The 13,446-nt window shown below is 66.5% G+C and carries 11 protein-coding genes; 3 read left to right on the plus strand and 8 right to left on the minus strand.

The genetic code is table 11. The features are described from left to right. Positions 1-19 precede the first annotated feature (19 nt). Positions 20-688, plus strand: a complete 669-nt coding sequence (locus J6525_RS07735) for a hypothetical protein (protein ID WP_225643371.1) — start codon at positions 20-22, stop codon at positions 686-688. A 194-nt stretch (positions 689-882) separates the two neighbouring features. Here the strand turns inward: J6525_RS07735 and J6525_RS07740 are convergent, their stop codons facing one another. From J6525_RS07740 to J6525_RS07775, 8 genes are all read right to left on the minus strand, one after another. After that, positions 883-1,338 (minus strand): MarR family winged helix-turn-helix transcriptional regulator, encoded by a 456-nt coding sequence (locus tag J6525_RS07740; RefSeq protein WP_050385140.1) that lies wholly within the window; start codon positions 1,336-1,338, stop codon positions 883-885. A gap of 14 nt (positions 1,339-1,352) precedes the next feature. Continuing rightward, positions 1,353-2,057: an ABC transporter ATP-binding protein gene (locus J6525_RS07745; protein ID WP_038383941.1), complete on the minus strand. Its 705-nt coding sequence runs from the start codon at positions 2,055-2,057 to the stop codon at positions 1,353-1,355. Then, the gene (locus tag J6525_RS07750) at positions 2,054-2,845 is read right to left on the minus strand and encodes an ABC transporter ATP-binding protein (protein ID WP_225643373.1); all 792 of its coding nucleotides are present in this window, start codon (positions 2,843-2,845) and stop codon (positions 2,054-2,056) included. The genes J6525_RS07745 and J6525_RS07750 overlap by 4 nt, the downstream gene beginning before the upstream one ends. After that, on the minus strand, positions 2,842-4,731 hold the full coding sequence (locus J6525_RS07755; protein WP_225643375.1) for an ABC transporter permease: 1,890 nt from the start codon (positions 4,729-4,731) through the stop codon (positions 2,842-2,844). The genes J6525_RS07750 and J6525_RS07755 overlap by 4 nt, the downstream gene beginning before the upstream one ends. Positions 4,732-4,941: 210 nt before the next feature. Beyond that, on the minus strand, positions 4,942-6,156 hold the full coding sequence (locus J6525_RS07760; protein ID WP_225643377.1) for an ABC transporter substrate-binding protein: 1,215 nt from the start codon (positions 6,154-6,156) through the stop codon (positions 4,942-4,944). A gap of 28 nt (positions 6,157-6,184) precedes the next feature. After that, positions 6,185-6,769, minus strand: coding sequence for an amino acid synthesis family protein (locus J6525_RS07765; protein ID WP_016842455.1), 585 nt, complete (start codon positions 6,767-6,769; stop codon positions 6,185-6,187). Between the two features lie 16 nt (positions 6,770-6,785). Beyond that, entirely contained in the window at positions 6,786-7,694 is a 909-nt protein-coding gene (locus tag J6525_RS07770; RefSeq protein WP_225643379.1) for a UPF0280 family protein, read from the minus strand. After that, a complete protein-coding gene (locus J6525_RS07775) occupies positions 7,691-9,130 on the minus strand; it encodes a 6-hydroxynicotinate reductase (protein WP_225643380.1) in 1,440 nt (479 codons plus the stop codon). Before J6525_RS07775 ends, J6525_RS07770 begins: the two co-directional genes overlap by 4 nt. Before the next feature lie 275 nt (positions 9,131-9,405). Here J6525_RS07775 and J6525_RS07780 point away from each other — a divergent pair, with 275 nt between their 5' ends. Together J6525_RS07780 and J6525_RS07785 are read left to right on the plus strand one after the other, a co-directional pair. Continuing rightward, complete coding sequence (locus J6525_RS07780; RefSeq protein WP_225643382.1) at positions 9,406-9,873, plus strand: (2Fe-2S)-binding protein; 468 nt, start codon at positions 9,406-9,408, stop codon at positions 9,871-9,873. Next, positions 9,873-13,415 carry a molybdopterin cofactor-binding domain-containing protein gene (locus tag J6525_RS07785; RefSeq protein WP_225643384.1) on the plus strand — a complete coding sequence of 1,181 codons (3,543 nt, stop codon included), beginning with the start codon at positions 9,873-9,875 and terminating at the stop codon, positions 13,413-13,415. The genes J6525_RS07780 and J6525_RS07785 overlap by 1 nt, the downstream gene beginning before the upstream one ends. The last annotated feature ends 31 nt before the right edge of the window (positions 13,416-13,446 follow it).

Here is a 13,446-nt window from a genome sequence, read left to right on the forward strand (position 1 = left end):
GAACGGAAAAGGCCTTGACGTGAGCCCGGCCGACTGGACTCCGGCCTGGCTGTGGCTGGCGGTCATTGCGAGCGGCCTCTACCACGGGATCAACCCGGGCATGGGCTGGCCGCTCGCGGTTTCTGCGGGATTGATGCAGAGGAGTTCGCGCGCGCTGGTGACCGCGCTTGGCCCGCTCGCGATCGGTCATTTGCTGGCGATGCTGCTGGTGATCCTTCCGTTCGCGCTCTTGATCACCCTCGTCGAATGGCAGCGCACGATCCGGATCGGCGCGAGCCTGCTCGTCATCCTGTTCGGCGTCTACCGGCTGATCGACCGACGCCATCCGCGCGCCCTGGCGCGGATACCGCCGACGCAACTCGCTTTGTGGTCGTTCGCCGTGGCGATCGCGCATGGCGCGGCGCTGATGCTGGTGCCGATCTATCTGGGGCTGTGCCGCGAGGCTGAAGCGGACCAAGGCCATGCGGCTGCCAACAGCCTGATCGATACCAGCCTCACGATGGCCGTACTGGTCTCCGTCGTCCATGCCGGCGCGATGATCGCGGCCGGCGGATGCCTGGCGTGGCTGGTCTACCGCTACCTCGGCCTCAAATTCGTATCCCGGAGCTGGTTCAATCTGGACACGGTTTGGGCCCTCAGCCTGGTGCTGGTGGGTGTCGTTGCGCTGGTGCTTGGTCTTGCAACGTAGTGCGGGCGCGGCACGCTGCCCGTAGGTAAGGTTGCGAGGTAATGCGCCATGAGTGACCCGTCATCCTGAGGTGCACGCGCAGCGTGCCTCGAAGGGTGAACGGCCCGGCGATATCTGCGCGGCGAAAGCCGGGCCGTCGACCCTTCGAGACGGTCGCTTCGCGACCTCCTCAGGGTGACGGTGTTAGATTTGCGTCAGCGGAGCTTGCCGAGCAGCGCGATCAGCGTCTCGCGCTCCTTGGCATCGAGCGGCGCCAGCGTCTCCCTGGAGATCACCAGCGCATTGGGCGCGGCCTTGTCGGCCATCTGCTGGCCGGCGCGCGTCAGGCTCACCAGTAGACGGCGGCCGTCGTCGGGATCCGGCGAGGTCTCGGTCAGGCCGCGCGCGGTCAGGCGATCGATCACGCCCTTGATGGTCGCAACGTCCATCGAGGTCAGCCGCCCGAGCTGGTTCTGCGAGCAGGCGCCGACCTCGGACAGCTTCGACAGCGCCGCCCACTGTGTCGGCGTCAGATTGATGCCGATCTCGCGGGCGAAGATCACGGCGTGGCGCTGCGACACCTGGCGCAGGATGAAGCCGATCTGCTCGTCCAGCACATATCCCGGCTTCGTCGCCTTCCCGTTTCGCTTCGGTGCCGCACTCCTCGCCATTGTCCACTCCGCCCTTACAGCGACAGATGCGCGTCCCGGATATCCGGACGCGCATCGAGCTCCGCCATAGTGCCGCCGAAACAGATCCGGCCGCGCTCGATGATATAGGCGCGATCCGAGATCAGCCGGGCGAAATGCAAATTCTGCTCGGAGACGACGATGCTAACGCCCTCTTTCTTCATCGCCAGGATCGCATCGACCATCTGCTCGACGATTTTCGGCGACAGCCCCTCCGAGGGCTCATCGAGCAGCACCAGCGACGGATTGCCCATCAGCGTGCGCGCGATCGTCAGCATCTGCTGCTCGCCGCCGCTCATGCGTCCGCCGGGCCGGCCGCGCATCTCGCCGAGGTTCGGGAATAGCTTGAACAGTTTTTCGCGATCCCATTGCGGCGCGCCTGCCCGCTTCGGCTGACGGCCGACCTCAAGATTCTCCTCGACCGTCAAATCCGTGAAGATGCGCCGCTCCTCCGGGACATAGCCGAGCCCGCCCCGCACGATCGCATGCGTCGGCAAATCGGAGACGTCCCGGCCCTCGAACATCACGCGGCCGGAGCGGTTCTCGACCAGGCCGACGATGGAGCGGAACGTGGTCGATTTGCCGGCGCCGTTGCGCCCGAGCAAGGCGACCACCTCGCCCTCGCCGACCTCGAGTGCGATGTCGAACAGGATATGCGCCGGGCCGTAGAAGCTGTTGAGATCCTTTACCGTCAGCTTCATGCCGATGCTCCCTCGCGGTGCCGCGCATCGTAGACGAGGCCCTCGCCGAGATAGATCGCCCGCACCTGGGCATTGCCGCGCACCTCTTCGGGCGAACCTTCGGCGATCAGGCTGCCGCGGTTCAGCACCAGGATGCGGTCGGCATGCTCGAACACCACGTCCATGTCGTGCTCGGTGAACAGCACGCCGATCGACTGCTCGCGCGCGATCCGAGCCGTCAGCCGCATCAGCTCGACGCGCTCGCGCGGCGCCATGCCGGCGGTCGGCTCGTCCATCAAGAGCAGCTTCGGCTGGTTGGCGAGCGCGATCGCAAGCTCGAGCCGCTTGACGTCGCCATAGGCGAGCTCGCCGCAGGGCCGCTCCACATAGGCACCCATGCCGACCAGATCGAGCAGCCGCCCGGCCTCGTCGCGCGCGTGGCGGGCGGTCGAGGCCCACAGGTTGAACAATTGCCCGCCATGCGAGACCAGCGTGACCTGCACGTTTTCGCGTACCGTCATGGTGGGGAATGTCGCCGCGATCTGGAAGGTGCGGCCGACGCCCATGCGCCAGATCACGCGCGGCTTCTTGCCCGTGGTCTCCGCGCCCAGCACGCGAATGCGGCCGCTGTCGGGAATGTTCTGGCCGTTGAGCATGTCGAAGCAGGTGCTCTTGCCCGCGCCGTTCGGCCCGATCAGCGCCAAAATCTCGCCGGCACCCAGCTCGAAGGAGACGCCGCGCACGGCATGCACGCCGCCATAGGATTTGGTCAGCCCCTCGACCGACAGCAATGTGGGAACCATGCTCATTCGGCGCTCTCGATGCGGGAGGTCAGCAGGGGCGATACCGACGACGAGGATTTGCGCCGGCGATGCATGAAGGCTTCCAGCGTGCCGACGATGCCCTTCGGGAACGCGACCACGATCAGCACCACGAAAGCGCCGAGCACGAGTTTTGACCAATCGGTCTGGCTGACCAGCCAGATGTTGAGCGCCTTGTAGACGATGGCGCCGACCACCGCGCCCGACACCGTCTCGACGCCGCCGAGCAGCACCATGACCAGCGCATCGACCGACAGCGAGATGCCCATATTGTCGGGGAACACGCTGCCCTTGAGATAGGCGAACAGCGCGCCGGCCAGGCCGGCGACTGTGCCCGCGATCACGAAGGCGGTCCACTGGATGCGCTTGCCGTCGATGCCGATGGCTTCGCTCCGCAGCGGCGAATCGCGCGTCGCGCGCAGCGCAAAGCCGAACGGCGAGAACACGATGATGCGGAGGATCACCACCGCGAGCGCGGCGATGCCGAGCGACAGCCAGTAGAAATGCGACGGGCTCGCCGCCCATTTTTCCGGCCAGACCCCGAGGATGCCGTTATCGCCGCCGGTGACCGACACCCACTGGAACGCGATCGACCAGACGATCTGGGCAAAGGCCAAGGTCAGCATCGCGAAATAGACCCCGGCGAGCTGCACCGCGAAGAAGCCGAACACGGCGGCGCCGGCGAGCCCGAGCAGCGGCCCGAGCAGCAGGCAGGCGATCATCGGCAGGCCGGCCATCTTGGCGAGCAGCGCTACGCCATAGGCGCCGAGGCCGAAATAGGCGGCGTGGCCGAACGACGCGAGCCCACCGACCGACATCAGAAAGTGCAGGCTGGCCGCGAAGATCACGAAGATCGCGATCTCCGAGCCGACCGTGAGCACGTAATTGCCGGCGACGAACGGCAGCGCGGCGGCGAGCACGAGCACGGCAATCGCGGCCAACCGCTCGTTCATCGTCAGCGGCCGCCACGGATTGACGGTCAGCCCCGGCGTGCGCCGTGCCGGCGCCTCCGGCTTGCCGAACAGCCCCCACGGCCGGACGATCAGCACCACCGCCATCACCAGGAACACCAGGATGATGGAGATCTTCGGGAAGATCAGGATGCCGAAGGCGTTGAGCTCCGACACCAGCACCGCCGCGACGAACGCACCGATGATGCTGCCGAGGCCGCCGATCACGACCACGACGAAGACCTCGACGATGACGCGCAGATCCATCGCATGATTGACCGCATCGCGCGGAATCTGCAGCGCGCCGCCGAGCGCGGCGAGGAAGACGCCGAGCGCGAACACGCTGGTGAACAGCCATTTCTGATTGACGCCGAGCGCCGCGACCATGTCGCGGTCCTGCGTCGCCGCGCGCACCAGCACGCCCCAGCGGGTGCGCTGGAACAACAGCCAGAGCACGCCGAGCACGACCGGCCCGAGCACGATCAGGAACAGATCATAGCTTGGAATATTCTGGCCGAAGAAATCGATCGCGCCCTTGAAGCCGGGCGCGCGACGGCCGACCAGATCGTCCGGGCCCCAGATCAGCACCACGAGATCCTCGACCATCAGCGTCAGGCCGAAGGTGGCGAGCAACTGGAACAGCTCCGGCGAATGGTAGATCCGGCGCAGCAGCACCATCTCGACCAGCACGCCGATGGCGGCCACGGCCAGCGCGGCAACGACGATGCCGCCCCAGAACCCGAACGCGCCCGAGAAGCGCTCGGTCAGGGTAAAGGCGACATAGGCGCCGAGCATGTAGAACGCGCCATGCGCGAAATTCACGATCCGCGTCACGCCGAAGATGATCGACAGACCCGAAGCGACCAGGAACAGCGACGCCGCGCTGGCAAGACCGGTCAGGAACTGGACGACGTAGAAGGCCATGGGCGGTCCGCGTTGGAGTTTCCGTTCACCTCGCCCCGCCTGCGGGGAGAGGTCGAATTCAAGCGCCAGCTTGAATTCGGGTGAGGGGGACTCTCCGCGCGCTCGTTCGCGGAAATAGCCCCTCACCCCACCCCTCTCCCCGTAAGAACGGGGAGAGGGAGAAGTTCAAGTCTCTCCCCGCAAGAGCGGGGCGAGGGAGAAGGTTGCAGTTCAATCCTTCGGCCGCAGCTTCTCGATCTCGGCATCGCTGGGCAGATAGTCCGAGCCCTTGCGATAGGCGGTGTCGACCATGATGCCCTTGCCGTCCTTCAGCGCAGTCTTGCCGGTGAAGGCGCCCAGCGTCGACTGGTGATCGATCTTGCGGAAGGTGATCTCGCCGAACGGCGACGGCATCGAGATGCCTTCCGCCGCCGCGATCAGCTTCTCTGGATCGCTCGAGCCGGCCTTGGCGAGGATCGCCGCCGCCGCCTTAATGGTCTGGTAGCCGACGATCGAGCCGAGCCGCGGATAGTCGTTGTACTTGGCCTGGTAGGCCTTCAGGAATGCGTCATGCTCCGGCGTCTTGATCGCGTACCAGGGATAGCCGGTGACGATCCAGCCTTCCGGCGTCTCGTCCTTGAGCGGATCGAGGTATTCCGGCTCGCCGGTCAGGAAGCTCACCACGGTGCGGCCCTTGAACAGGCCGCGGGTGTTGCCTTCGCGCACGAGCTTGACGAGGTCGGCGCCGAAGGTGACGTTGAGGATCGCTTCCGGGTTCGCCGCGGCAACCGCCTGCACCACTGGGCCGGCGTCGATCTTGCCCTGTGGCGGCCACTGCTCGTCGACCCACTGGATGTCAGGCCGTTTCGCCGACATCAGCTTCTTGAACACCGCGACCGCCGACTGGCCGTATTCATAGTTCGGCGCGATCGTCGCCCAGCGTTTTGCAGGCAGTTTTGCGGCTTCTTCCACCAGCATTGCCGCCTGCATGTAGTTCGACGGACGCAGGCGGAACGTGTAGCGGTTGCCTTTCGACCACGTGATCGCGTCGGTCAAAGGCTCAGCCGCAAGGAAAAACACCTTCTTCTGGTTGGCGAAGTCAGAAACCGCAAGGCCGATATTGGAGAGGAACGTGCCGGTGAGCATCGCGACGTTCTCGCTCGACACCAGCTCGTTCGCCGCGGTCTGCGCATCCGCAGGCTTGCCGCCGTCGTCCTTGGAAACGACAACGAGCTTCTTGCCGCCAATGCCGCCGGCGGCATTGATCTCTTCCACCGCGAGCTGCCAGCCCTTGCGATAGGGCTCGGTGAACGCCGGCAGCAGCGAGTAACTGTTGATCTCGCCGATCTTGATTTCGCTCTGCGCCAAGGCCTGCGTTGTCATGGCGCTCGTTGCCATGGTCGCGACCGCGATCGCCAATCCCGCCCCTATGAAATAACCACGCATCCCGTCCTCCAGTTTTTCTTCAAAGAGATTATCGCAATCCGTCTTCGCCCTTGATCTCGCCGACCGTCAGCCCGCCGACGCGCGGCAGCGGCCGCCCGCTGTCGGTCACCGCGACCGCGACCATGATCTCGTTGGCCCGCGGCGCGTCGTTGATCTGCACTTCCATACCGTCGAAATGGCTGCGCACGAAAGCCGCGTCCTTGTGCCCGAGCGGAATATCCAGCGTGGTGCCGGGCCCCGAGCGCTTTTTCGACGAGGGGATCAGCGCCGCGCCTTTCGAAAGCACCTTGCGCACCGGCGCACCCATCTTCGGATGCAGGATCGCCGCCGCATGTTCGAGCTCGCCATTCTCGCCGACGGCGGCGGCCTTGCCGTAGCTGTGCGCCTTGGCGCCGTCGATGCCGAGCGCGGCGACGGCCCGCTTCGAGAGCAGTTCGCCAAGTTCCTCGCCGATCGCGATCAGCGGCGACAGATCCTCGACATAGCGGCCGGCAAAGGGGTTTTCGATCACGGCGATGGCGGCGGCACGCCTTGTCGGCGGTGCGATGGTCTTGCCCATCTCCAGATGGGTCTCCTCGACCACGGTGACGATCTTGCGAATGACGGCGCTCATCTTGCCTCGCTTCCAGTCATGCCCGCAGCATGTGTTCTATCGTTTGTCCCTGAAACGCGTGCGACGCCGGCGCCCCAATCCCAGTTGCACCGACAAGCCGCGTTTCGCCCAGTAGACGCAATGCCGCGCCCTCGATCAATCCCGACATCAGGAGGTCGCGCGCCCGCGCCGCCCCCGCCTCGAGTGCCTGCTCGACCTCGTGTTCCGCCAGCCGCCCGACATCGCGCGTCACCAGCCGTGCGCCGAGATCACTGTCCGGTTGCAGTTCGTTCGCTGGAACGCGCAGAATCGCGGGATGATTGGGCAGATCGACCGCATTGGCGATCACGGTCGCCGCGGCATCCGCCTGCGACGCCGTCCGCGCCAGTACGGTGACGGCATCGGCGATGCCGAGCGAAAAGCTGCGGCCGTGCCGGCCGCTGGTCGCGATGCCGCGAACCGGCATCTCGGCATCGACCGTCATGGCGCGCATCACGCCGTGGCGGTCCGGCCGATCCATCAGGCCGACGGCGAATTGTTCGCCGTCGCCGAGATGCAGGGCAATGTCGCCGCCATTGTTGACATAGGCGCGATCGAGCGGCGCGGCCTCAAGCATCGCGCCCAAAATTTCCTCGGCGACCGAGCCCGCGACCGCTGCCATCGGCGTGATGAAGCAATCGGCGGCAAACGGCGCGACCGCCGCATGCATGCGCCGCGCGACCACGCCTCTCAACACGCAACGATGCGGATCGGCTGCACTGCGCAGCTCGGTGAGTTCCGCGCATAGCTCGTCGAGCAAACCGGTGAAGCGCTCGGCCGCCGCTCGATAGGCGGCGCTGACGTCGTCGTCCCTGCCCTTCGCCTCGATGACCAGATCAATCGGACCGTCCTGCAAATGCAGCCGCTTGCCGTCAGGAAGAAGCGCGATTTGCGGAAGCCTAGTCATGCGCGCCGCCCGGGCATCGGCCGGACCTCAGCGCTGTCCCGCAGTGACGACAGCGGCCGGACATAGTCCATGTGACCGCCCAGCGCCGCATAATCGGACCTGCGCATCGTGAATTCAATCGGCGCCACCAGTGCCGGGGTCGGCACATAGCCGAAGGCACCGGCCGGCATCTGCGTGACATCGACCATGTAGGTAATGCCCCCGCCCGGCCAGACATAGACCGGCGCGCCGCCGCTGGTCACCCGCGTCAGCGCGTCCTTGACCGAACGGGTCAGCCGCACCGGATTATCGGTGACGCCGGCGCGCAACGATCCGCCCGCGCCGCCCATGAACAGCACGGTGCACAGCGCCGGCTCGCAATTCTCCTGGATGCGCTGGACCGAAAATCTGAGATCGGCGGGCATCTCGGTCTCGACCGGCTTCAACGCCTCGTCGAGCACGTAATAGGACGCATGCTCGCCGGTGGTCGAGACCATCAGCATGGTGAGCCCCGGCCGCGCCTCCTTGGCATTGAAGGGGCCGAGGATCGACAGCGGATCGGAGATGTTGGTGCCGCCCCATCCGGTGCCGGGATCGGCGACCTGGAAATAGCGGCCCGGCGTCGAGCGCCGCCCCTTCATCTTGATCCCGGTGTCGGCGATGTCGAGCAGCTTGCCGGCCTGGTGCTCGCTGAGCACGCCGGTGATGTGATCGTCGACCACCACGACCTCATCGACCTTGCCGTGCCATTGCTTGGCGAACATGCCGATCGTCGCCGAGCCACAGCCGACCCGCATGCGCTCTTCTGCCACACCATTGACGATCGGCGGCCTGCCGGCCTGCACCACGACGGTGGCGCCGCCGTCGATGGTCAACTCGACCGCCTTGCAGTTGGAGAGATCCATCAGCGTGTCGCAGGTGACGCGGCCTTCCTTCTTGGAGCCGCCGGTCAAATGATGCACCCCGCCGAGCGAGAGCATCTGCGAGCCATATTCGCTGGTCGTGACATGGCCGACCGCCTCACCGTCCGCGCGCACGGTCGCGGTTTCCGGGCCGAGGTAGCGGTCGGTGTCGATCTTCACCTTGACGCCGCAATACGAGAAAATGCCTTCAGTCACCACGGTGACCATGTCGACGCCGTCGACCTCCGACGACACGATGAAGGGCGCCGGCTTGTAATCCGGATAGGTTGTTCCTGCGCCGATCGCGGTGACGAACAGTTCGGGCTGGCGGACGATCTTGCCGTCCCAGTCGCCGCCCACCTGGAACGGAACCAGCTTGCCGCCATGCGACACGGTGCGCTCCAGCACGACGTGCGGATCGACGCGCACCAGCGTGCCGTCATGATTGGCATAGCGGTCGCAGGCGCCGGCCGCGCCCGGCTTGATGTAACACATCACCGGACAGGCATCGCAGCGGATCTTGTCGCCGGCGGCGACGGTCATTGTGTCAGCCATCGTGACCAAGCCTGGACTTGTGGCGGCGGTCGATCATACTGCGCTTCCGCCTCCCATGCATATCGTTCGTATACGAATGATCCTGCGCGCGAGCCCGGGAGCTGTCAAGCGGCCTTTGCAATCAAACCCTGCCCTTCGCTTGCGCACCCTGTTCATAAAGCTGGCACGCGCTGCAGCGCGGCATGCCGCCGCTTGCACGTTTGTATACAAACGTTATCCTCGCCGGCGATCCGACGCTGGCGTTGCAGCGCAAAACATCAGGGAGAACCGGGGCAATGCGCCTGACCGTGAACGGCAGGAATCATGATGTCGACGCCGCTCCCGACACCGCATTGCTTTACGTGCTGCGCAACGACCTCGAATTGAACGGACCGAAATACGGCTGCGGGCTCGGCGAGTGCGGCGCCTGCGCGGTGCTGATCGACGGCGTCGCTGCGCGTGCCTGCGTGCTTCCGATCGAAGGCTGTGCGGACCGCAACATCGTCACGCTCGAAGGCCTCGGCAGCCGCGAGCATCCCGATCCGGTGCAAGATGCCTTCATCCACGAACAGGCCGCGCAATGCGGCTATTGCCTCAACGGCATGATCATCACCACCAAGGCCTTGCTGACGCGCAATCCCAATCCGTCCGAGCACGAGGTGCTGGAAGCGCTGCGCTACAACCTCTGCCGCTGCGGCGCGCATATCGAGATCATCCGCGCCGCGATGCGTGCGGCCGGCCACGCGCTCGAGGCGCGCGATTGATGGTCGACGCACGGGCTCCCGAGCAACGCCAGCGCGGCTCGCTGTCGGTCGTCCGCCCCGCGGTGCTGGGCGCGGAAGGCGCGTCCGAGACCTTCATCACCATCACGGCCGACGGCACGGTCAACGCATACAACGGCCATGTCGATCTCGGCACCGGCATCCGCACCGCGCTCGGACAGATCGTTGCCGAAGAGCTCGACGTCTCCTTTGCCCGCGTCGTCGTGATCCTCGGCGACACCGCCGTGGTGCCGAACCAGGGCGCGACGATCGCGAGCGAGACCATCCAGATCACCGCCGTTCCCCTGCGCAAGGCCGCCGCGCAAGCGCGGCACTTCTTGGTCGCACGCGCGGCCGAGCGGCTTGAGCTGCCGGCTGTTGACCTCACGATCGAGGACGGCCTGATCCGCGGTCACGACAACCGCAGCATCAGCTATGGCGAGTTGATCGCGGACGAGACCATCCGGCTCGATCTCGCCGACGAGGTTCCGGTCAAGGCGGTGAGCGCCTATTCGGTCGTCGGTAAGTCGGTGCCGCGCGTCGACGTGCCGGCGAAGGCTACCGGCGAGCTCGTCTATGTCCACGATGTGCGCGTGCCCGGCATGCTGCACGGCCGTGTCGTCCGCCCGCCTTACGCCGGCGTCGATGCCGGCCCGTTCGTCGGCACCAGCCTGATCGCGATCGATGAAGCGTCGGTGCGGGATATTCCAGGCCTCGTCGCCGTGGTGCGGATCGGCGATTTCGTCGGCGTCGTTGCCGAGCGCGAGGAGAATGCGATCAAGGCTGCCGCGCAGCTCACGGTGAGCTGGAAGCCCGGACCGGCGCTGACCGATCTTGCCGACGTGGAGAAGGCGCTGCGCGCCAATCCCTCGACGCCGCGCCAACTGATCGACAAGGGCGACGTCGACGCCGCGCTCAAGGCGGCCGCCAAGCCGATGCAGCGGAGCTATCTCTGGCCCTACCAGATGCACGGCTCGATCGGTCCGTCCTGCGCGGTCGCCGACTGCAGCGAGGGAGCGATCCGGGTCTGGTCCGGCACGCAGAACCCGCACATCCTGCGCGGCGACCTCGCGCTGCTGATCCAGCGGCCCGAGTCCGAGATCGACGTGATCCGGATGGAGGCGGCCGGCTGCTACGGTCGCAACTGCGCCGACGATGTCTCCGCCGATGCGCTGCTGCTGTCGCGCGCGGTCGGCCGTCCGGTGCGCGTGCAGCTCACCCGCGAGCAGGAGCATGCCTGGGAACCGAAGGGCACCGCGCAGCTGATGGACGTCAATGGCGGGCTCAACGCCGACGGCAGCGTCGCCGCTTACGATTTTGCCACGCGCTATCCCTCGAACGGCGCGCCGACATTGGCACTGCTGCTCACAGGGCGGATCGCGCCTGAAGCCGCGGTGTTCGAGATGGGCGACCGCACCGCGATCCCGCCCTACGACTACGAGAACATGCGCGTGATCGCCAACGACATGCCGCCGATCGTGCGCGCGTCCTGGTTTCGCGGCGTCTCGGCGCTGCCGAATACCTTTGCGCATGAATCCTACATCGACGAGCTTGCGGCGGAGGCGAAGGTCGATCCGATCGAATACCGGCTGCGCTATCTCAGGGACAAGCGCGCGATCGATCTCGTCAATGCCGTTGCCGAGCGCGCCGGCTGGACGCCGCGCCCGGTGTGGAAAGAGCCGGAGGCGGATGGCGATATCGTGCGCGGTCGCGGCTTTGCCTATGCGCTCTACGTGCACAGCAAGTTTCCCGGTTACGGCGCGGCGTGGTCGGCCTGGATCGCCGACGTCGCTGTCAACAAGGCGACCGGCGATGTCAGCGTGACACGCGTCGTCGCCGGCCAGGATTCCGGATTGATGATCAATCCGGAGGGCGTGCGGCACCAGATCGAAGGCAACATCATCCAGTCGACCAGCCGCGCGCTGATGGAGGAAGTGTCCTTCGAGCGCGGCGCGGTGACCGCGCGGGAATGGGGCGCCTACCCCATCATCAAATTCCCCGAGCTGCCGAAGATCGATGTGCTGATGCTGCCGCGGCAGGATCAACCGCCGCTCGGCGTCGGCGAGTCCGCCTCGGTGCCGAGCGCCGCCGCGATCGCCAATGCGATCTACGACGCGACCGGCGTCCGCTTCCGCGAATTGCCCTTCACACCGGAACGCATCCTGAAGGGATTGCGCGGCGAGCAGCCGGTCGCGCCCGCCCCGCTCCCGCCGCCTGCGCAGACGGCTGATCTCAACAGGTGGCAGAATCCGTTTGCAAAACGCGGCGGGGTGCTTGCCGGCATTGCAGCGATGTGCGCAGCCGCGATCGGCATCGGCGCGGCCGTGCTGCCGTGGCGCGCGATCGCGCCGATCGCCCGGCCCGACGCCTCGGTCTATTCCGCTGCGACGATCGCCCGCGGCAAGGAGCTTGCAGCGCTCGGCGCCTGCGCCGTCTGCCATACGTCGGAGCATGGCGCTTCGAACGCCGGCGGCCGGCCGCTGGAGACGCCGTTCGGCACCATCTTCACCACCAACATCACGCCCGACGTCGACACCGGCATCGGCGCCTGGTCCTATCCCGCCTTCGAGCGCGCGATGCGCGAGGGCATCCATCGCGACGGACGCCATCTCTATCCGGCGTTCCCGTACACGCACTTCGCCAGGACCAGTGATGCCGACCTGCAGGCGCTCTATGCCTATCTGATGGCGCAGACGCCGGTGCACGCCGAGACGCCGGCCAACGCGCTCGCCTATCCGTTCAACCTGCGGCCGCTGCTCGCCGGATGGAATGCGCTGTTCCATCAGGCGCAGGCGTTCCAGCCCGATCCATCGAAGTCAGCGATATGGAATCGCGGCGCCTATCTGATCGAAGGGCTCGGCCATTGCAGCGCCTGCCACTCGCCGCGCAATGCGCTCGGCGCCGAACGGCAGCGCGCCTATCTCGCCGGCGGCTTCGCCGAGGGCTGGGAGGCGCCGGCGCTGACGTCGCTGTCGAAGGCGCCGATCCCCTGGAGCGAGGACGAGCTCTACGCCTATCTGCGCACCGGCGAGTCGCGCCTGCACGGCGTCGCCGCGGGACCGATGGCGCCGGTCGTGCAGGAGCTCGCCGCGCTGCCCGACCAGGACATTCGTGCAATGGCGGTCTACCTCGCCTCGTTCAACGACGGCGCCGACCAGCCGGCGCACGATGCCTTGGCCGCTAAGCTCGAAACCGGCACCGTCGTCACCACCGCGGCCTCGGCGGGAGGCCGGATCTATCAAGGCGCCTGCGCGGTCTGCCATGAGGTCGGCGGCCCGCCGCTGTTCGGCAGCCGGCCGTCGCTGGCGCTCAACAGCAATCTGCACAGCGACGCGCCCGACAATCTGATCCAGGTGATCCTGCACGGCATCGCCAAGCCGGCCGTGACCGATCTGGGCTACATGCCGGCGTTCAAGGACAGCATGAGCGACGGCCAGGTCGCCGAGCTCGTCAGCTTCCTGCGGCGGCAATTTGCCCCTGACAAGCCGGCCTGGGCCGATGTCGCCGCCACCGTCGGCCGTATACGGCAGACCATAGCGCGCTGACCTGCCATGTTCCGCCCGATACCCACTGGGC

It is taken from the genome of Bradyrhizobium australafricanum (assembly GCF_020329495.1).
Classification (GTDB): domain Bacteria; phylum Pseudomonadota; class Alphaproteobacteria; order Rhizobiales; family Xanthobacteraceae; genus Bradyrhizobium; species Bradyrhizobium australafricanum.